This window comes from Nocardia sp. NBC_00565 (assembly GCF_036345915.1).
GTDB lineage: Bacteria > Actinomycetota > Actinomycetes > Mycobacteriales > Mycobacteriaceae > Nocardia.
In genome coordinates this window covers 6,270,196-6,291,018 of the sequence record NZ_CP107785.1, presented here as the reverse complement: position 1 = coordinate 6,291,018, position 20,823 = coordinate 6,270,196, and the positions used below count along the sequence as shown (strand labels likewise).

At 64.2% G+C, this 20,823-nt stretch carries 12 protein-coding genes; 10 read left to right on the top strand and 2 right to left on the bottom strand.

Annotation, left to right across the window (positions count from 1 at the left end; all coding sequences use genetic code 11):
• The first annotated feature begins 414 nt into the window (after positions 1-414).
• On the top strand, positions 415-10,890 hold the full coding sequence (locus OG874_RS29165; RefSeq protein ID WP_330250304.1) for an IPT/TIG domain-containing protein: 10,476 nt from the start codon (positions 415-417) through the stop codon (positions 10,888-10,890).
• A gap of 222 nt (positions 10,891-11,112) precedes the next feature.
• Here OG874_RS29165 and OG874_RS29160 read toward each other — a convergent pair whose 3' ends face one another.
• On the bottom strand, positions 11,113-11,547 hold the full coding sequence (locus OG874_RS29160) for an ABC transporter permease (RefSeq protein WP_330250303.1): 435 nt from the start codon (positions 11,545-11,547) through the stop codon (positions 11,113-11,115).
• 12 nt (positions 11,548-11,559) lie between these two features.
• On the bottom strand, positions 11,560-12,153 hold the full coding sequence (locus tag OG874_RS29155; RefSeq protein WP_330250302.1) for a TetR-like C-terminal domain-containing protein: 594 nt from the start codon (positions 12,151-12,153) through the stop codon (positions 11,560-11,562).
• 710 nt (positions 12,154-12,863) lie between these two features.
• On the opposite strand from OG874_RS29155, the gene OG874_RS29150 reads away from it, so the two are divergent.
• Genes OG874_RS29150 through OG874_RS29110 form a run of 9 tightly spaced genes read left to right on the top strand, consistent with a single transcriptional unit; the run spans position 12,864 to position 20,808 of the window.
• Positions 12,864-13,127: a phosphopantetheine-binding protein gene (locus OG874_RS29150; protein WP_330250301.1), complete on the top strand. Its 264-nt coding sequence runs from the start codon at positions 12,864-12,866 to the stop codon at positions 13,125-13,127.
• A 38-nt stretch (positions 13,128-13,165) separates the two neighbouring features.
• On the top strand, positions 13,166-14,302 hold the full coding sequence (locus OG874_RS29145; protein ID WP_330250300.1) for a 3-oxoacyl-ACP synthase: 1,137 nt from the start codon (positions 13,166-13,168) through the stop codon (positions 14,300-14,302).
• On the top strand, positions 14,299-15,312 hold the full coding sequence (locus OG874_RS29140) for a hypothetical protein (RefSeq protein WP_330250299.1): 1,014 nt from the start codon (positions 14,299-14,301) through the stop codon (positions 15,310-15,312). Before OG874_RS29145 ends, OG874_RS29140 begins: the two co-directional genes overlap by 4 nt.
• Positions 15,309-16,985: an FAD-dependent monooxygenase gene (locus tag OG874_RS29135; protein WP_330250298.1), complete on the top strand. Its 1,677-nt coding sequence runs from the start codon at positions 15,309-15,311 to the stop codon at positions 16,983-16,985. The genes OG874_RS29140 and OG874_RS29135 overlap by 4 nt, the downstream gene beginning before the upstream one ends.
• The gene (locus OG874_RS29130; protein WP_330250297.1) at positions 16,982-17,476 is read left to right on the top strand and encodes an SCP2 sterol-binding domain-containing protein; all 495 of its coding nucleotides are present in this window, start codon (positions 16,982-16,984) and stop codon (positions 17,474-17,476) included. Before OG874_RS29135 ends, OG874_RS29130 begins: the two co-directional genes overlap by 4 nt.
• Positions 17,473-18,750 (top strand): beta-ketoacyl-[acyl-carrier-protein] synthase family protein, encoded by a 1,278-nt coding sequence (locus tag OG874_RS29125; RefSeq protein WP_330250296.1) that lies wholly within the window; start codon positions 17,473-17,475, stop codon positions 18,748-18,750. The genes OG874_RS29130 and OG874_RS29125 overlap by 4 nt, the downstream gene beginning before the upstream one ends.
• Positions 18,751-18,753: 3 nt before the next feature.
• Positions 18,754-19,206: a DUF3237 domain-containing protein gene (locus OG874_RS29120; protein ID WP_330250295.1), complete on the top strand. Its 453-nt coding sequence runs from the start codon at positions 18,754-18,756 to the stop codon at positions 19,204-19,206.
• 55 nt (positions 19,207-19,261) lie between these two features.
• The gene (locus tag OG874_RS29115) at positions 19,262-20,074 is read left to right on the top strand and encodes an ABC transporter ATP-binding protein (RefSeq protein WP_330250294.1); all 813 of its coding nucleotides are present in this window, start codon (positions 19,262-19,264) and stop codon (positions 20,072-20,074) included.
• An 8-nt stretch (positions 20,075-20,082) separates the two neighbouring features.
• Positions 20,083-20,808 (top strand): ABC transporter permease, encoded by a 726-nt coding sequence (locus tag OG874_RS29110; protein ID WP_330250293.1) that lies wholly within the window; start codon positions 20,083-20,085, stop codon positions 20,806-20,808.
• Positions 20,809-20,823: the final 15 nt, after the last annotated feature.

Sequence of the window (20,823 nt, the reverse complement as noted above, 5' to 3'; positions counted from 1 at the left end):
CGTCAGAATTCGCGGTAAAACGCTGTCGGAATTCGCGAAAATTCTACTTAAACTGCTGCTGACCTGGCCAGTCTCGCGGCTTGTATTCAAAATAAACTATTGCTCTCCGATTTCCGTAGACGTATGCTTGCGGATGGGTTTTTATCCACTCAAATGTCTGCTAGGAAAAATGTAGCCAATTCTAAATTATGGAGGAAGTGGCAGCGCGAACCTGGCGACGCCTCCTACTTGAAATGCAACTCCGTCACCGGCAACGGTGAGCCGCATTACTGACCGCTGGCAACGTCATCGGCGATACCGCTATGGCAGCGGTCAGGCTCTCGTGCCCCCACCCGGGGCCGGCTCCCGCCAGCACCACAATCTGCCCCGGCCCACTGCCCCCAGGCTCGGACCGACTCTCGAAGGAAGATACTCATGCCAACCATCACCTCCCTCTCTCCGACCTCGGGGCCCGCCTCAGGGAATACCAGTGTCACGATTACCGGCACCGGGTTCGTCCCTATTGTCACCAACGTGAAGTTCGGCGCGGTGGCGACCACTTTCACGGTGAACTCCCCCACGCAGATCACGGCCATCGCCCCTCCGGGGTCGGGTACGGTGCAGGTCACCGTCACCACGTCGGGTGGTGGTACCAGTAACGGTGTTTCCTACACTTATCTCCCGGTTCCTTCCCTGACCAGCGTGAGTCCCACTCAGGGGCCCACCACTGGCGGGAACACGGTCACCCTCACCGGCACCAATCTGGCAGGTGTCACCGCAGTCAGCTTCGGTGGTGCGGCGGCAACCTCCTTCACGGTCGTCTCGAACACGCAGATCACGGCTGTCGCTCCTGCTGGAACCGGCATTGTGCAGATCACCGTCACCGCCCCGGGCGGAACCAGCAACGGGGCGACCTACACCTATGTCGTCGTACCCACCATCACGTCCATCTCCCCGACCGCGGGACCCACCTCGGGCGGTACCAGTGTCACGATCACCGGCACCGGGTTCACCGGCCCCCTCACCGTGCGGTTCGGCACCACCGCCACCACCTTCACCGTGAATTCCAGCACGCAGCTCACCGCGATCGCCCCCCCGGGGACGGGCACGGTGCAGGTCACCGTCACCGGCTCGGGTGGTGCCAGCAACGGAGTGTCCTACACCTATGCCGGGGTTCCCGCCCTGACCAGCATCGCTCCCAGTTCAGGACCAGTGGTCGGCGGGACGACGGTCGTCCTCACCGGGACGGGGCTGTCCACTGCCACCGCGGTCAAATTCGGTGCTACACCGGCGACTTCGTTCACCGTGAACTCCGCCACTCAGATCACGGCCGTCACGCCCGCGGGAACCGGAACCGTGCAAGTCACCGTCACCACCGCGGGTGGAACAAGCAATGGTGTCGGCTTCACCTATGTCGCGGTGCCGACTCTGACCACGGTGGTTCCGAGTGCGGGTCCGGTGGCCGGTGGGACGACGGTTGTCCTGACCGGGACGAATCTGACCGGGGCCACGGCGGTGACTTTCGGTGTCACACCGGCGATCTCGTTCACCGTGAATTCCGCCACCCAGATCACGGCCGTCGCCCCGGCGGGTGCGGTCGGGACGGTTCAGGTCACCGTCACCACCGCGGGTGGAACAAGCAATGGTGTCGGCTTCACCTATGTCGCGGTACCGACTCTGACCACGGTGGTTCCGAGTGCGGGTCCGGTGGCCGGTGGAACAACGGTTGTCCTGACCGGGACGAATCTGACTGGAGCCACGGCGGTCAAGTTCGGTGTCACACCGGCGATCTCGTTCACCGTGAATTCCGCCACCCAGATCACGGCGGTCGCCCCGGCGGGTGCGGTCGGGACGGTGCAGGTCACCGTCACCACCGCGGGTGGAACAAGCAATGGTGTCGGCTTCACCTATGTCGCGGTACCGACTCTGACCACGGTGGTTCCGAGTGCGGGTCCGGTGGCCGGTGGAACAACGGTTGTCCTGACCGGAACGAATCTGACTGGAGCCACGGCGGTCAAGTTCGGTGTCACACCGGCGATCTCGTTCACCGTGAATTCCGCCACCCAGATCACGGCCGTTGCCCCTGCGGGAACGGGGACGGTGCAGGTCACCGCCACTACCGCGGGTGGAACCAGTAATGGTGTCGCCTACACCTATGTCGCGGTACCGGCCCTGACCGTGGTGGTTCCGAGTGCGGGTCCGGTGGCCGGTGGAACAACGGTTGTCCTGACCGGGACGAATCTGACCGCAGCCACTGCGGTGAGTTTCGGTGTCACACCGGCGATCTCGTTCACCGTCGACTCCGCCACTCAGATCACAGCGGTCGCCCCCGCGGGTGCGGTCGGGACGGTTCAGGTCACCGTCACTACCGCGGGTGGAACCAGTAATGGTGTCGGCTACACCTATGTCGCGGTACCGGCCTTGACCACGGTGGTTCCGAATGTGGGTCCGGTGGCCGGTGGAACAACGGTTGTCCTGACCGGAACGAATCTGACCGGGGCCACGGCGGTCGACTTCGGTGCTACACCGGCGACTTCGTTCACCGTCGACTCCGCTACGCAGATCACGGCGGTCGCCCCGGCGGGTGCGGTCGGGACGGTGCAGGTCACCGCCACTACCGCGGGTGGAACAAGCAATGGTGTCGGCTTCACCTATGTCGCGGTGCCGGCCCTGACCGTGGTGGTTCCGAGTGCGGGACCGGTGGCCGGTGGAACGACGGTTGTCCTGACCGGGACGAATCTGACGGGAGCCACTGCGGTGAGTTTCGGTGTCACACCGGCGACTTCGTTCACCGTGAACTCCGCCACCCAGATCACGGCCGTAGCCCCCGCTGGAACCGGAACCGTGCAAGTCACCGTCACTACCGCGGGTGGGACCAGTAATGGTGTCGCCTACACCTATGTCGCGGTACCCACCCTGACCGTGGTGGTTCCGAGTGCGGGACCGGTGGCCGGTGGAACGACGGTTGTCCTGACCGGGACGAATCTGACGGGAGCCACTGCGGTGAGTTTCGGTGTCACACCGGCGACTTCGTTCACCGTGAACTCCGCCACCCAGATCACGGCCGTAGCCCCTGCGGGAACCGGAACCGTGCAAGTCACCGTCACCACCGCGGGTGGAACCAGCAATGGTGTCTCCTACACCTATGTCGCGGTCCCCACTCTGACCACGGTGGTTCCGAGTGCGGGACCGGTGGCCGGCGGAACAACGGTTGTCCTGACCGGAACGAATCTGACCGGGGCCACTGCGGTGACTTTCGGTGCCACCCCGGCAACCTCGTTCACCGTCGACTCCGCCACTCAGATCACGGCCGTTACACCCGCGGGAACGGGGACGGTACAAGTCACCGCCACCACCGCGGGTGGAACCAGCAATGGTGTCGCCTACACCTATGTCGCGGTACCCACCCTGACCACGGTGGTTCCGAATGCGGGACCGGTGGCCGGCGGAACGACGGTTGTCCTGACCGGAACGAATCTGACCGCAGCCACTGCGGTCGACTTCGGTGCTACACCGGCGACTTCGTTCACCGTGAACTCCGCTACGCAGATCACGGCGGTCGCCCCTGCGGGAACGGGGACGGTGCAGGTCACCGCCACTACCGCGGGTGGAACAAGCAATGGTGTCGGCTTCACCTATGTCGCGGTACCGGCCCTGACCACGGTGGTTCCGAACACAGGTCCGGTGGCCGGTGGAACAACGGTTGTCCTCACCGGAACGAACCTGACCGCAGCCACTGCGGTGACTTTCGGTGTCACACCGGCGACTTCGTTCACCGTCGACTCCGCCACTCAGATCACAGCGGTCGCCCCCGCGGGTGCGGTCGGGACGGTTCAGGTCACCGTCACCACCGTGGGTGGAACCAGTAATGGTGTCTCCTACACCTATGTCGCGGTACCGGCCCTGACCACGGTGGTTCCGAATGTGGGTCCGGTGGCCGGTGGAACAACGGTTGTCCTGACCGGAACGAATCTGACGGGGGCCACGGCGGTCGACTTCGGTGCTACACCGGCGACTTCGTTCACCGTCGACTCCGCCACCCAGATCACGGCCGTCACGCCCGCGGGAACGGGGACGGTGCAGGTCACCGTCACCACCGCCGGGGGAACCAGCAACGGTGTCTCTTACACCTATGTCGCGGTACCGGCCCTGACCGTGGTGGTTCCGAGTGCGGGTCCGGTGGCCGGTGGAACAACGGTTGTCCTCACCGGAACGAATCTGACCGCAGCCACTGCGGTGAGTTTCGGTGTCACACCGGCAACCTCGTTCACCGTCGACTCCGCCACTCAGATCACGGCCGTTACACCCGCTGGAACGGGGACGGTGCAGGTCACCGTCACTACCGCGGGTGGAACCAGTAATGGTGTCGGCTACACCTATGTCGCGGTACCGGCCCTGACCACGGTGGTTCCGAACACAGGTCCGGTGGCCGGTGGAACAACGGTTGTCCTCACCGGAACGAATCTGACCGCAGCCACTGCGGTCGACTTCGGTGCTACACCGGCGACTTCGTTCACCGTGGACTCCGCTACGCAGATCACGGCGGTCGCCCCTGCGGGAACGGGGACGGTGCAGGTCACCGTCACTACCGTGGGTGGAACCAGTAATGGTGTCTCCTACACCTATGTCGCGGTACCGGCCCTGACCACGGTGGTTCCGAACACAGGTCCGGTGGCCGGCGGAACAACGGTCGTCCTCACCGGGACAGATCTGACGGGGGCCACGGCGGTCGACTTCGGTGCCGCCCCGGCGATCTCGTTCACCGTCGACTCCGCCACCCAGATCACGGCCGTTGCCCCCGCGGGAACCGGAACCGTGCAAGTCACCGTCACCACCGCCGGTGGAACAAGCAACGGTGTCGCCTACACCTATGTCGCGGTACCGGCCCTCACCACAGTGGTTCCGAATGCGGGACCGGTGGCCGGTGGAACAACGGTCGTCCTCACCGGAACAGATCTGACCGGGGCCACGGCGGTGACTTTCGGTGCCACCCCGGCGACTTCGTTCACCGTCGACTCCGCCACCCAGATCACAGCGGTCGCCCCCGCGGGAACCGGAACCGTGCAAGTCACCGTCACCACCGCCGGGGGAACAAGCAACGGTGTCGCCTACACCTATGTCGCGGTACCGACTCTGACCACGGTGGTTCCGAGTGCGGGTCCGGTGGCCGGTGGGACGACGGTTGTCCTGACCGGGACAGATCTGACGGGGGCCACGGCGGTCGACTTCGGTGTCACACCGGCGACTTCGTTCACCGTGGACTCCGCTACGCAGATCACGGCGGTCGCCCCTGCGGGAACGGGGACGGTGCAGGTCACCGTCACCACCGCGGGTGGAACCAGTAACGGTGTCTCCTACACCTATGTCGCGGTCCCCACTCTGACCACGGTCGTTCCGAATGTGGGACCGGTGGCCGGTGGAACAACGGTGATCCTGACCGGGACAGATCTGACGGGGGCCACGGCGGTCGACTTCGGTGTCACACCGGCGACTTCGTTCACCGTGGACTCCGCTACGCAGATCACGGCGGTCGCCCCTGCGGGAACGGGGACGGTGCAGGTCACCGTCACTACCGCGGGTGGAACCAGTAATGGTGTCGGCTTCACCTATGTCGCGGTACCGGCCCTGACCACGGTGGTTCCGAATGTGGGTCCGGTGGCCGGTGGGACGACGGTTGTCCTGACCGGGACGAATCTGACGGGGGCCACTGCGGTCGACTTCGGTGTCACACCGGCGATCTCGTTCACCGTGAATTCCGCTACGCAGATCACGGCGGTCGCCCCTGCGGGAACGGGGACGGTGCAGGTCACCGTCACTACCGCGGGTGGAACCAGTAATGGTGTCGGCTTCACCTATGTCGCGGTACCGGCCCTGACCACGGTGGTTCCGAATGTGGGTCCGGTGGCCGGTGGAACAACGGTTGTCCTGACCGGAACGAATCTGACCGGGGCCACTGCGGTGAGTTTCGGTGCTACACCGGCGACTTCGTTCACCGTCGACTCCGCTACGCAGATCACGGCGGTCGCCCCTGCGGGAACGGGGACGGTTCAGGTCACCGTCACTACCGCGGGTGGAACCAGTAACGGTGTCTCTTACACCTATGTCGCGGTACCCACCCTCACCACGGTGGTTCCGAATGTGGGTCCGGTGGCCGGCGGAACAACGGTCGTCCTCACCGGAACAGATCTGACCGGGGCCACGGCGGTGACTTTCGGTGCCACCCCGGCGACTTCGTTCACCGTCGACTCCGCCACCCAGATCACGGCCGTCACGCCCGCGGGAACCGGTACGGTACAAGTCACCGCCACCACCGCCGGGGGAACCAGCAACGGTGTCTCTTACACCTATGTCGCGGTACCGGCCCTGACCACGGTGGTTCCGAATGTGGGTCCGGTGGCCGGTGGAACAACGGTGATCCTGACCGGGACGAATCTGACGGGGGCCACGGCGGTCGACTTCGGTGCTACACCGGCGACTTCGTTCACCGTCGACTCCGCCACTCAGATCACGGCCGTTACACCCGCGGGAACCGGAACCGTGCAAGTCACCGTCACCACCGCGGGTGGAACCAGCAACGGTGTCGCCTACACCTATGTCGCGGTACCCACCCTCACCACAGTGGTTCCGAGTGCGGGACCGGTGGCCGGCGGAACGACGGTCGTCCTCACCGGAACGAATCTGACGGGGGCCACTGCGGTCGACTTCGGTGCCACACCGGCAACCTCGTTCACCGTCGACTCCGCTACGCAGATCACGGCGGTCGCCCCTGCGGGAACGGGGACGGTGCAGGTCACCGCCACTACCGCGGGTGGAACAAGCAATGGTGTCGGCTTCACCTATGTCGCGGTACCGACTCTGACCACGGTGGTTCCGAGTGTGGGTCCGGTGGCCGGTGGAACAACGGTCGTCCTGACCGGGACAGATCTGACGGGGGCCACTGCGGTGAGTTTCGGTGTCACACCGGCGACTTCGTTCACCGTGGACTCCGCTACGCAGATCACGGCGGTCGCCCCTGCGGGAACCGGAACCGTGCAAGTCACCGTCACCACCGCGGGTGGAACCAGTAACGGTGTCTCCTACACCTATGTCGCGGTCCCCACTCTGACCACGGTCGTTCCGAACGTGGGTCCGGTGGCCGGTGGAACAACGGTTGTCCTGACCGGGACAGATCTGACGGGGGCCACGGCGGTCGACTTCGGTGTCACACCGGCGATCTCGTTCACCGTGGATTCCGCTACGCAGATCACGGCGGTCGCCCCTGCGGGAACGGGGACGGTGCAGGTCACCGCCACTACCGCGGGTGGGACCAGTAATGGTGTCTCTTACACCTATGTCGCGGTACCGACTCTGACCACGGTGGTTCCGAGTGTGGGTCCGGTGGCCGGTGGAACAACGGTTGTCCTGACCGGGACAGATCTGACGGGGGCCACTGCGGTCGACTTCGGTGTCACACCGGCGATCTCGTTCACCGTGAATTCCGCCACCCAGATCACGGCGGTCGCCCCTGCGGGAACGGGGACGGTGCAGGTCACCGCCACTACCGCGGGTGGGACCAGTAATGGTGTCTCTTACACCTATGTCGCGGTACCGACTCTGACCACGGTGGTTCCGAGTGTGGGTCCGGTGGCCGGTGGAACAACGGTCGTCCTGACCGGAACGAATCTGACGGGGGCCACTGCGGTGAGTTTCGGTGTCACACCGGCGACTTCGTTCACCGTGAATTCCGCCACCCAGATCACGGCCGTTGCCCCTGCGGGAACCGGAACCGTGCAAGTCACCGTCACCACCGCGGGTGGAACCAGTAACGGTGTCTCTTACACCTATGTCGCGGTCCCCACTCTGACCACGGTCGTTCCGAATGTGGGACCGGTGGCCGGTGGAACAACGGTTGTCCTGACCGGAACGAATCTGACCGCAGCCACGGCGGTCGACTTCGGTGTCACGCCGGCGATCTCGTTCACCGTGGACTCCGCCACTCAGATCACGGCGGTCGCCCCTGCGGGAACGGGGACGGTGCAGGTCACCGTCACCACTGCGGGTGGAACCAGTAATGGTGTCTCTTACACCTATGTCGCGGTCCCCACTCTGACCACGGTCGTTCCGAATGTGGGACCGGTGGCCGGTGGAACAACGGTTGTCCTCACCGGAACGAACCTGACCGCAGCCACGGCGGTCGACTTCGGTGCTACACCGGCGACTTCGTTCACCGTGGACTCCGCCACGCAGATCACGGCCGTTACACCCGCGGGAACGGGGACGGTTCAGGTCACCGTCACCACCGCGGGTGGAACAAGTAACGGTGTCTCTTACACCTATGTCGCGGTGCCGGCTCTGACCGTGGTGGTTCCGAGTGCGGGTCCGGTGGCCGGTGGAACAACGGTTGTCCTCACCGGGACAGATCTGACGGGGGCCACTGCGGTCGACTTCGGTGTCACACCGGCGATCTCGTTCACCGTGAATTCCGCCACCCAGATCACGGCGGTCGCCCCTGCGGGAACGGGGACGGTGCAGGTCACCGCCACTACCGCGGGTGGGACCAGTAATGGTGTCTCTTACACCTATGTCGCGGTACCGACTCTGACCACGGTGGTTCCGAGTGTGGGTCCGGTGGCCGGTGGAACAACGGTCGTCCTGACCGGAACGAATCTGACGGGGGCCACTGCGGTGAGTTTCGGTGTCACACCGGCGACTTCGTTCACCGTGAATTCCGCCACCCAGATCACGGCCGTTGCCCCTGCGGGAACCGGAACCGTGCAAGTCACCGTCACCACCGCGGGTGGAACCAGTAACGGTGTCTCTTACACCTATGTCGCGGTCCCCACTCTGACCACGGTCGTTCCGAATGTGGGACCGGTGGCCGGTGGAACAACGGTTGTCCTGACCGGAACGAATCTGACCGCAGCCACGGCGGTCGACTTCGGTGTCACGCCGGCGATCTCGTTCACCGTGGACTCCGCCACTCAGATCACGGCGGTCGCCCCTGCGGGAACGGGGACGGTGCAGGTCACCGTCACCACTGCGGGTGGAACCAGTAATGGTGTCTCTTACACCTATGTCGCGGTCCCCACTCTGACCACGGTCGTTCCGAATGTGGGACCGGTGGCCGGTGGAACAACGGTTGTCCTCACCGGAACAGATCTGACCGGGGCCACTGCGGTCGACTTCGGTGCTACACCGGCGACTTCGTTCACCGTGGACTCCGCCACGCAGATCACGGCCGTTACACCCGCGGGAACGGGGACGGTTCAGGTCACCGTCACCACCGCGGGTGGAACAAGTAACGGTGTCTCTTACACCTATGTCGCGGTGCCGGCTCTGACCGTGGTGGTTCCGAGTGCGGGTCCGGTGGCCGGTGGAACAACGGTTGTCCTCACCGGAACAGATCTGACCGGGGCCACTGCGGTCGACTTCGGTGCTACACCGGCGACTTCGTTCACCGTCGACTCCGCTACGCAGATCACGGCGGTCGCCCCCGCGGGTGCGGTCGGGACGGTGCAGGTCACCGTCACTACCGCGGGTGGAACCAGTAATGGTGTCGGCTTCACCTATGTCGCGGTACCGGCCCTGACCACGGTGGTTCCGAATGTGGGTCCGGTGGCCGGTGGAACAACGGTTGTCCTGACCGGGACAGATCTGACGGGGGCCACTGCGGTCGACTTCGGTGCTACACCGGCGACTTCGTTCACCGTCGACTCCGCTACGCAGATCACGGCCGTTACACCCGCCGGAACGGGGACGGTGCAGGTCACCGCCACCACCGCCGGGGGAACCAGCAACGGTGTCGTCTACACCTATGTCGCGGTACCGGCCCTGACCACGGTGGTTCCGAATGCGGGTCCGGTGGCCGGTGGAACAACGGTTGTCCTCACCGGAACAGATCTGACCGGGGCCACGGCGGTCGACTTCGGTGCTACACCGGCGACTTCGTTCACCGTCGACTCCGCTACGCAGATCACAGCGGTCGCCCCCGCGGGTGCGGTCGGGACGGTGCAGGTCACCGTCACCACCGCGGGTGGAACAAGTAATGGTGTCTCTTACACCTATGTCGCGGTACCGGCCCTGACCACGGTCGTTCCGAACACGGGTCCGGCAACCGGTGGAACAACGGTCGTCCTCACCGGAACAGATCTGACCGGGGCCACGGCGGTCGACTTCGGTGCCACCCCGGCAATCTCGTTCACCGTCGACTCCGCCACTCAGATCACGGCCATCGCCCCCGCGGGAACGGGGACCGTGCAGGTCACCGCCACCACCGCCGGGGGAACCAGCAACGGGATCTCCTACACCTACGTGCCGGTTCTGGCTCCGGTTGATTTAGGGACAGCCTCGTCGTTCGCTGTATTGGCGGGGGCCACAGTCACCAACACCGGCGCCTCGGTCGTCTCCGGCGATCTGGGGCTCAGCCCCGGCAGCGCAGTGACCGGGTTCCCGCCGGGAACAGTGATCAATGGAACACAGCATGTCGCGGACGCAGTTGCGCTCCAAGCCCAAACTGATCTGACAACCGCCTACAACGATGCGGAGGGCAGGACGCCGGACATCGGGGTGCCGGCGGACATCGGCGGGCTAACCCTGGTTTCGGGGGTATACAACACGGCTGCCGCAATGGGTCTGACCGGCACCGTCACCCTCGATGCGCAGGGTAATCCCAACGCGGTGTTCATCTTCCAGGCCGGGTCGACACTGATCACCGCGACGAACAGCACGGTCAGCCTCATCAACGGAGCCTCGCCTTCCAACGTCTTCTGGCAGGTCGGTAGCTCAGCGACATTGGGCACCAACACCACCTTCGTCGGGACCATCATGGCGTTGACCTCGATCACGGTGCAGACCGGAACCACCGTGACCGGACGCGTATTGGCCCGCAACGGTCAAGTCACCCTGGACACCAACACCATCACTCAAACCTGAGCCCCGATCCACCGATAGGTTTTGCTCCTGTCCGCGCGCCTTCGGCGCGCGGACAGGAGTGTTTCGGGTGTGGGTAGCACTGGTCTGCCAGTTTTCCACTGTGGCTCCTGGTCGTAGGGACGGGGCTAGCAGTCGGGCGGAGGTGTGACGACAAGCTGCTGTGAGAGGTCCTTGAAGTCAACATGTCGGCCGTGGATTCCCCATCCGACAACGACGATCGATCTACAGATCGTCAGAAAGCGGCAGCGCCGCCTGGCCGGAGTACATGAGATCGCTGTGTCGTGCCGGCGGAATATGTTGCGTTGCAATGGTTCTAGGTGGCACAGGGCTTGTTCGCCGGGGGCGTCGGACAGCTACCTCGACATTGGCGAAAATCAGCAGTTCGCGGTGGACCAGTCGAGATGTCTGGGATGCGACGGACGCCCGACCGTGATCACGAGGTCGATCGGTGCCTGCACGACACCCGCGTCGAGCATTCGTGCGAGGAAGAAACGCATCGAGCCCGATGCCGGGCAGCACCCCGACGATCATCGCGGGAACCGCGATCGCGATCGCCATGCCGCGCACCTGGCGAGGTGTCGTCCCGATGGTGCGAAGCAGCGCCGGCTCGCGGTCGAATGAAAGCTTTGCAGCCGTGTCGATCTCGGTCTCGGGCATGGTGGCGTGGATCTAACGTCCGGACAGGACTCCGTCGACCACGACGCGGACCAACCTTTCGGGAAGGTCCGGAGTTATCGGCATGCCCGTCAAGATCACACGCAACTGGATCGAGGCGAATAATGGCTCGAGTACATCAATGGCGGCGATTCCGGGCTGGACCTCACCGCGGGTGATCGCGCGCTCGACGACAGGCGCCATCGCCCGAAGCCGCGTGTCGAAATACAGTCGCCGTGCCTCGCCAACGGCAGGGTTGTCCGTCGGGACAACGCTCATTTGCAAAAGAGATCGCCCGATCGGACTGCCGAGATAATCACACGCCTGTTTCATGAGATCCGTCAGATCTTCGCGGAGCGAGCCGTGGTCGGGTACGACCAGCGACGCCTCGCTTCGCGCCGTCAGCGCGTCGAGGATCATGCGTTCGCGGGTCTTCCAGCGTCGATAGACCGATGTCTCGTGTACGCCGGCGAGCCGAGCGACCGCCGCGACAGACACAGCGTGTACCGGGGTGCCATTCATGATTTCCGACAGCACCGCGTCACGAACGGAAGTAACGATGTCTGTCGTGCTGTTGACCTGGGATGACACGCTCAACTCTTCAGGCATTTGCGCAGTATAACGACGCTACAGCGCATTGCCCGGCAGTGGGATTTGATTGAGATTTTACCGAATGGGACCGGAGCTGAACGGCGCGTCGAGCCGGACGGTTCGGAAGAAATCTGGATCTCGAATTCGATTGTGGGCAAGTAGATCCGGACCGATTGGAGGGCGCGGTCGCCGACCCTGTCGCGGCGCATCCGATGCTCTGCGCCAGGGTTCGGCCGGATGGCACTCAGCACCGGATGGCACTCGGCAGACGATGACCGTATCGCTGTCGGCAGGTCGTCGCGGTGCCCGTTCTGCGCGTGCAGAACCTCGAGGATCGCGTGCAGAACGCGAGGATGCGCGAGGCTTTACGCCCCTCCTAGGTGGATCTGCTTCGCCGCCAACAGGTTTCGACCCCCAACCGCAACCCCCTACTTCATCTGACTATGGATGAGTTGAGTCACAGCAACTTGTGTTGCGCAGCCGGGCCGACCCGATTATGGTCATACGCAAGTCGACTTGCGCGATGCCGGGCGGGGCCGGATAGGGGAGATCCTCGAAGCACTTGTTATGTGGTGCATGCGGTGACTATGCGGTAAGAAGCGCCGCGCCTGGAAGAAAGCCGACTTGAACGCGACATTGCCGTCGCCGCGTTCGACAACGCTGTCGCTACGTTCATTGCAAATAATTGGCCCGCGAGAGCCGTTCTGCACAGTGAATCGGAGATCCTGATGAGCCTCGAAACGGACGTGTACGGCGACATTGCCGACTATCTAGAAAATCACTACAGCATCGAGATCGACAAGGTGGACCCCTCCGCGACATTCGAGGAACTGGGTCTGGATTCGCTCGGCCTGCTTGGTATTGCGGACATATTGGAACGAAAGTACACGATTTCGCTGAATGACGAGCGTATCGCCAGTATCAAGACTTTCGGCGAACTCGTCGATACCGTGCGGTCACGCTCGGAGGAATCCAGCACGAAGTCTGCATAACGGACCAAGTGTCACATTCGACAGCATTGGAGATTCCGGTGACCGCATATATCACCAGTACTGGTCGCTTTCTTCCGGGCGAGCCGGTAACAAACGACGAAATCGAAGACTTTATTGGCAAAGCGGGGAACGCGAGTTCCGATCTTCGGGACACGATTCTCGCCAATAGTGGTATCAAAACTCGCTATTACGCCCTGGATCGGGAACAGCGAACTGTGTTCTCGAATACGGAGTTGGCCGCTCGGGCGGTGGAGGATGCCGTTGAGCGATCGGAGATCGATGCGGAAGATTTACAGTTACTTGCCGCCGCCACGACGCTACCGGACCTGATGGGACCGGGTCACGCGAGTATGGTCCACGGCCGCCTCGCATATCCGCCCTGCGAGATCGTCACTGCGCACGGCATCTGTAGCTCGGGAATGATGGCGCTGAAGAACGCCTACTTGCAGGTGGCGATCGGCGAGAAGACAGCCGCCGTCGCGGTCGCCAGCGAGTTCGCTTCTCGTGGATTCAAGAGCAGTCGATACAAGTCGCTGGAGAGCCGGACCGAGGAAGGTTCGCTGCCCATGGAGACTGCGTTTCTGCGGTATATGCTCTCCGACGGCGCGGGAGCGGCGGTCGTCCAGGACAAGCCGAGGTCGAACGGGGTGAGCCTGCGCATCGACTGGATTTCGCTGACCTCGTACGCCAATACCGAGCAGGCGTGCATGTATTTCGGCAGCGAGTCCAACGATGCCGAGAAGACCTGGATGGATTATCCGAACGCGACGGAGGCCGCTGAGGCCGGCGCTCTGGTCGCAAGACAGCGACTCTCGCTGCTACCGCATCTGGTCAAGGTCGGTATCGACGAGTATGAGCGTTTGCTGAACGACGGGAAATTCGACCCGACCACCTTGAAATGGATTCCGGCGCACTATTCGAGCGAGCGGATGAAGTCGATGGTGCTCGGCGAATTGTCGCGGCGCGATGTTCCACGGCCGGGACCCGAGGTATGGTACAGCAATCTCACCCGGGTCGGGAATATCGGCAGCGCAAGTATTTTCGTGATTCTCGACGAGATGCTGCGCGACGAGCTCATCACGCCGGGCGACACGCTGCTGTGCATGGTCCCGGAATCGGGGCGTTTCGCGATTTCGTACATGCACCTCACGGCAGTCGGCGGCACAGACTCATGAGCGCCGTACCTCGGGATCTGCCCGTGCGGGATGTCGGCGCCGAACCCGCTGTGATCGCGGTGTATTGGTTTTCGCAGACCGGACAACTGCGTGAGTGCCTCGAACATTTTCTCGAGCCACTGGTAGAAGCCGGTTGCGACGTCCGGTGGATCGAAGTCACCACCTCCGGTGACTTTCCGTTTCCATGGTCACTCGGTCGTTTCTTCGGTGTATTTCCGGCGGCCGCCGACACCGAGGCGACCGTGGACATCTCCATCGAGGACGGCGGTCGACCAGCAAGCGATGATGTAGATCTCGTGCTCCTCGCGCACCAGGTGTGGTATCTCAACCCGTCGATTCCGATGCGAACGGTGGTGCGGCGCTACCCCGATCTGGTGGCCGATCTGCCGGTCGTGCAGTTCATCGCATGCCGCAATATGTGGGCGTCCGCGGCGGTGAGTATGCGCGGCATGCTCACCGCCGCCGGTGCTCGCCACCTCGGTGTGATCGCGGTGACGGATACCGCCAATCAACTTGTGTCACTGTTCACCACCCTGCGGTGGTTGTTGTTGGGACGGCGGGAGGCGTCGTTCGGTCTGCGTGCCGCCGGTGTGCCCGATGCCGAGCATCAACGGCTGCGCCTGCTCGGTCGGCAACTGGTCGAGACAGGCGCCGCCAGCGGCGAGCGGATCACCGCTGTGCTGCCCGAGGTGTTGGTGCGGGCCGAATCGGCACGCGAAAATGCCGCGGTGATCGGTCCGGACCTGCTGGCCGGCGCGGCATTTCGATTCGCGGCAGGACGGATCCGCCGCTACACCAGACCCGGTGGGGTCGGTGAGAAAGCAGCACTGGCTGTTTTCGTCAGCGCGCTGGGTTCGGCGATCGCCATCGGCCTGCCGATAGCCACGGTGGCGCGCATCGCTTTTCGTCATCGAGTGGACGCCGCCATCACGAACTATCTCGACCGCACGCTGTACGTGGTCGCCGCCGACGGTGTGCCCGTGCGGCCTCGACACGAGGTGCCACTATGAGTGTCGAGGACTGCGAGGTCTTGATTGTCGGTGGTGGTCCGACCGGCCTGATCGCCGCACATCTGTTGGGCCGCCAGGGGATTCGCACCCATCTGGTGGAGAGCCGGTCGAGTGCGTCCATACATCCGCGGGCCACGATGGTCAATGTTCGTACCGCGGAAATACTCCGAGACCTCGATCTTCTCGGGCCGGCGCAGGACGTCGGCACCAGCCTGGAGGCGTTGAGTCGGGTCAGTTTCCACACCACCCTGGTCGGTGCCGAACTCGGCGAGATAGACATGGTGGGGGACGCCGAGAAGCTGATGCGGACGGTATCGGCGAGTCCGGTGCTGCCACTGATCTGTCCGCAGAACGAGCTGCAGACACTCGCGCTGCGTGAGTTGCACAACTACCCCTCGGTCAGCGTCGAGTCGGGTGTGGAGATCGCCGATCTGCTCGCCGATTCCGAGGGGATCGGCGCGGTACGAGCGGACGGTTCCGCTCTCCGCGCTTCGTATGTGATTCTCGCCGAGGGAATTCACGGTCGGTTGCGCCAGCGCGTCGGCATCACGGTCGAGGCGTCCGCACCACTCGGAACGATGTTGGACATCCATTTCACCGCCGATCTCGGCGCTGTAGTCGGAGGTAATGAGAGCGCCCTGTACTGGGTTGTCAACGATGACGTACACGGGGTGCTCATCACCGTCTCGCCGCAACGCGGTACTTGGCTACTCGAGCTGACCGGCATGGATATCAACCCGTCGGCGATGCCCGACCAGAACGAATGTGAGCGCCTGGTCCGATCGGCCATTGGTGCTGCCGACATCGACATCACGATCGAGTCGGTCCGGACGTGGGCGATGGGTACGACGGCCGTCGACCGGTGGAGCGACGTCCACCAGCGGGTATTCGTGGCCGGCGATGCGGCGCACAGCTTCCCGCCGACCGGTGGCTTCGGCATGAATACCGGCATCCAGGACGCTCACAACCTCGCCTGGAAGCTGCACGGTGTGCTGCGCGGCTGGTCGAGTCCGCGTCTGCTGAGCACCTACGAGTCGGAGCGCCGTCCCGTCGCGGACTTCAACGCCGGGCGCAGCGTGCACAACGCCGTTGCCATGGACGAGTTCTTCACACAGGCACGATCGCTGATCGGATCCGGGCACGAGATCGGTGCTGCCGCCGCACTGGCGGACGGCATCGAACGACAGCGGCCGCATTTCGATTTCTACGGTCAGGCAAGGGGATTCGTCTATTCCTCGGACGGAAACCACCCGGCTCCGGTCGTCGCCGACGTGGTCGACTACCACCCCAGGGTGACCGTCGGTGCCGTCGCGCCCCATGTGTGGCTGGAAGCGGATGGGCGGCGCACGGCCGTCAGCGATCTGACCAACGGGACCTTTGCGTTGCTGACTTCCGTCGAAGGCGCGGCCGAATGGCAGGACTCGTTCGGCGCGTGGGCGTCGGTGCTCGGCGACATACCGCTGCGAGTGTGGCCGGTTTCCCCGGTACCGCGTCCGGACGCCTTGCACGATTTCCGCGACGACGCCCTCGGGGTCTTCGGTTTGTCCGGGGGAGCGGCGATCGTTGTGCGTCCCGACGGCCACATCGGCGCGATCTTGCCCGGCGCGGATCCGCACGGCGAACTGGCTCGATACCTCAACTCGATACTGGGCGAGAAAGCGGTGACCTCATGACCGACATTTCCGCGGACGACACCTCCGGAGTCGATACGCAGCTCGCGGCGGATCTGCTCAGCAATGACCGGGGCCGGGTCAAGCGCGCGATCGAGAGCATCTCCGCGCAGCGGCTCGCGGACCATCTCGATACCGACACCGGCACCGAGGGTTTGGTCGCGGCATTCGATTTGATGCCGACGTTCTATCGCGGCGGGCTGCCAGAGCTCGCGGTGGTCCGCTGGGCCGTGACCCGGCCCTCCCACGGCAAACTCGAACGCGACGTCGAGTTGACCCCCGACAGCTGCACGGTCGGTGAAAAGGGCGCCTTCTCATCGGAACCGGCAGCGACCCTCACCGCGCCCGCGGCGGCGTTCGTCGCGCTGGCCTGCGGCGCGACGCGTGGTGTCGAATTGATGTCGCGCGGTGATCTTCGGGTGGCGGGCAATGTGCAGCTCGCGATGAAGATGGAGCGCCTATTCGATCTCGAACCGAATGCCACGTCGTCATGAGCGCGCCGAGCCGGCCGCAAGCGGTGACCGAGCGGCGCAGGGTCGCCATCACCGGGATCGGTGTGGTGTCGCCAGTGGGGAATTATCCCGGCGTGCTGTGGGACAACCTGCTCGCGAGTCGTTCGGGCGTCAAGCCCATCACCACGTTCGACGTCTCGACCAAGCGGGTTCGGATCGCCGCGACGGTCGACGATTTCACGGCGACGGACTGGATGGAGCGCAGGGACGCCATACGGTTCGATCGTTTCTGTCAGCTCGCGATGGCAGCCTCCGACCTGGCACTCAAAGACGCTGGTGAGCTCAGTGCCGATCCGTCGGACGTTGCGGTGATCATCGCCAGCGCACTCGGCGGGGCCGACACGATTCGCAGCACAGTCGGCAACGACCCGGACGGTGACCGGATCCCACCGACCTTCATCCCCGTATCAATGTCCAATGTCGCCGCCTCGGTGGTGGCCCAACGCCACGATTTCGGCGGGCCGAGCTACTCGCCGAGCAGCGCGTGCGCGTCCTCGGCCGACGCGGTCGGCCAGGGCATGCGGATGATCAGAGACGGATACGCCGACGCGTGCGTCGTCGGCGGATCCGAAGCCTGCGTCAATCCCGTTATCATTTCCGGCTTCGCCAGCATGCGGGCGCTGTCGCGGCGCAACGACAGTCCAGGGCAGGCCGCGCGCCCCTTCGACGCCGACCGCGACGGCTTCGTGTTGGGCGAAGGCGCGGCGGTGCTGGTTCTCGAGGACATGGATCGCGCTCTCGCGCGGGGAGCGACCGTATACGCCGAAATCGCAGGCTACGGTCAAACGAACGACAGCCACCATCTGACCGCACCGCGGGCCGATGGTTCCAGCGCCGCTCGGGCGATCCGCACCGCGCTGCGCGATGCGGGCATCGCGACAACCGATGTGGACTACATCAACGCACACGGCACCGGCACAGTCCTCAACGACCGCGCGGAAATGGCCGCGCTACGTGCTGTTTTCGGTGCCGATCTCGCGAAAACCGTGGTGGGTTCCACCAAGTCCATGACCGGTCACCTGCTCGGTGCGGGCGGCGCGTTGGAGGCCGCCGTTGCCGCGCTGGCCGTCAAGACATCGGTGATCCCGCCGTCGGTCAATCTCGACCAGGTGGCCGAGGACTGCGCGGGCGCGTCGTTCATCTCGGCGCCGACCGACGCCGATGTCGCTGCCGTGCTGACGAATTCCTTTGCATTCGGCGGGCACAACTCGTCATTGGTGCTGCGTCGCAACGACCCTTACCGCACAGAGGAGTAGCTCATGGAACTGAAGTTCGAAGGTGAAGTCACCGCGTCATTGCATCCTCCTCGCATGGTGGGCAATACCCCGCACGGAATTCGCATGTTCATCGAAGTCGGTGAGGGAAAGCTGGAGGGTGCGCGCATCAACGGGCGAGTGCTGCCCGGCGGTGGTGACTGGGTGCTGATCGGCACCGACCAGTGGGCGCGCGCCGATGTGCGCGTGCAATTCGAGACCGACGACGGTGCGATCATCTACGCCCAATTCGATGGGCTGATCGAGATGACCGACGCCGTGCAGACAGCGTTCGCGGACGGGGTGCCCACCGCATTCGAGGACCAGTATTTCCGGGTGCTGCCGCGTCTGGAGACCGGTGATCCCGACTACGAATGGGTCAACCAGACGCTTTTCGTCGGTGAGGGCCGATTTACCGAAGGCTTCGGTCTGCAGTACCGCTTCTACCGGATCACCTGACCGCCCTGCTCGTTGCCACGTCCTTCCTCTGTTCGAAAGTGAGGTGATCGGCCCGATGAATTCGCCGGATGCCAGTTCGTCGTCGTATGCCATCGACGCTCAATCGGTGACCGTGCGGCGGAAGCGGAAAACGATCCTCGACGATATCTCGTTCACCGTCGGCCGGGGCACGGTGACGGGGTTGCTCGGGCCGAGCGGCTGCGGCAAGACAACACTGATGCGCACTGTTGTCGGCGTGCAGCGGTTCTCGTCGGGCACGATCACCGTGCTCGGCCACCCGGCGGGGCATCGGCGGCTGCGCCGTGACGTCGGATACGTGACCCAGTCGCCGTCGATCTACGACGATCTGACCGTCCGACAGAATGTTCGCTACTTCGGCGTGATGTACGGGGCGAAGGCCGAGTCCGTGGATCGGGCCATCGAAGAGGTCGGGCTGCCCACCTACCGAGACACATTGGCCGCCAAGCTCTCCGGCGGGCAGCGTGCGCGGGTGTCGCTGGCGTGCGCGCTCATCGCTCGACCCAAGTTGTTGGTGCTCGACGAGCCCACCGTCGGCCTCGACCCGGTGCTGCGCCGTGACCTGTGGGCCGCGTTCCACAATCTGGCCGATGGCGGCACAACGTTGTTGGTGTCCAGTCACGTGATGGACGAGGCCGAACGCTGTGATCGGCTCCTTCTCATGCGAGAGGGCAGCGTGCTCGCCGACTCCGACCCCGCGGGCTTGCTGAGGCAAACCGGAGCTGAGTCCCTGGAGGGCGCCTTCCTCCGGCTGATCGAGTCCACCGACGGAAACCTGCAGCCCACCACCGCAACTCACGTCTCGGATCATCAGGTTTCCGACAATATCCGGCCGGAGGTCACCCTGTGAATGCCCGCATGCTGTTGCATACCACCGCGCGTGTTCTCACCCAGATTCGACATGACCGCCGCACGGTGGGCCTGCTGCTGGTGGTGCCCAGTGTGCTGTTGACCTTGCTGCGCTTCGTCTTCGACGGTCGCCCGGACATCTTCGACCAGTTGGGATTGATGCTGCTCGGCATCTTTCCGTACGTGTCGATGTTCATGGTCACCAGCGTTGCCATGCTGCGCGAACGCACTACCGGCACGTTGGAACGACTCATGAGCACGCCACTGTCGAAGATGGATCTGCTGCTCGGCTACGGACTGGCATTCGCCGTGGTGGCCGTGGTGCAGGCGGCGGTGGCCGCCACGGTCGCCTATCAGTTCCTCGGGCTCGAATCGCAGGGGTCCATCGCAGCGGTGTTGCTGATCGTCATCGCAACGGCCGTGCTCGGCTCGTCGACGGGTTTGCTGACCAGTGCGTTCGCGCAGTCGGAGTTCCAGGCCATGCAGTTCATGCCCGCGTTGGTGATCCCGCAGCTGCTGCTCTGCGGTCTCGTCTGGCCGCGGGAGGACATGGCCGGATTCTTGCAAGGGCTGAGCAACGTCGTGCCGCTGCGCTACGCCGCGCAGGGGCTCACCGAGATCGGCACGTATCCACACCCGACCACCACGATGTGGATCGACCTGGTGGTCGTGACAGCGTTCGCCGCGGCCTCCTTGCTCACCGGCGCGGTAACGCTACGCCGCCGCAGTTCGTAATCACCACCCGATCGC

What these genes read in the sequence shown, in the direction of transcription:
- OG874_RS29155 (WP_330250302.1), bottom strand. Translation starts at nt 12,153, where the DNA reads ATGCCTGAAGAGTTGAGCGTGTCATCCCAGGTCAACAGCACGACAGAC.
- OG874_RS29115 (WP_330250294.1), top strand. Translation starts at nt 19,262, where the DNA reads ATGAATTCGCCGGATGCCAGTTCGTCGTCGTATGCCATCGACGCTCAA.
- OG874_RS29160 (WP_330250303.1), bottom strand. Translation starts at nt 11,547, where the DNA reads ATGCCCGAGACCGAGATCGACACGGCTGCAAAGCTTTCATTCGACCGC.
- OG874_RS29110 (WP_330250293.1), top strand. Translation starts at nt 20,083, where the DNA reads ATGCTGTTGCATACCACCGCGCGTGTTCTCACCCAGATTCGACATGAC.
- OG874_RS29120 (WP_330250295.1), top strand. Translation starts at nt 18,754, where the DNA reads ATGGAACTGAAGTTCGAAGGTGAAGTCACCGCGTCATTGCATCCTCCT.
- OG874_RS29150 (WP_330250301.1), top strand. Translation starts at nt 12,864, where the DNA reads ATGAGCCTCGAAACGGACGTGTACGGCGACATTGCCGACTATCTAGAA.
- OG874_RS29140 (WP_330250299.1), top strand. Translation starts at nt 14,299, where the DNA reads ATGAGCGCCGTACCTCGGGATCTGCCCGTGCGGGATGTCGGCGCCGAA.
- OG874_RS29125 (WP_330250296.1), top strand. Translation starts at nt 17,473, where the DNA reads ATGAGCGCGCCGAGCCGGCCGCAAGCGGTGACCGAGCGGCGCAGGGTC.
- OG874_RS29130 (WP_330250297.1), top strand. Translation starts at nt 16,982, where the DNA reads ATGACCGACATTTCCGCGGACGACACCTCCGGAGTCGATACGCAGCTC.
- OG874_RS29165 (WP_330250304.1), top strand. Translation starts at nt 415, where the DNA reads ATGCCAACCATCACCTCCCTCTCTCCGACCTCGGGGCCCGCCTCAGGG.
- OG874_RS29135 (WP_330250298.1), top strand. Translation starts at nt 15,309, where the DNA reads ATGAGTGTCGAGGACTGCGAGGTCTTGATTGTCGGTGGTGGTCCGACC.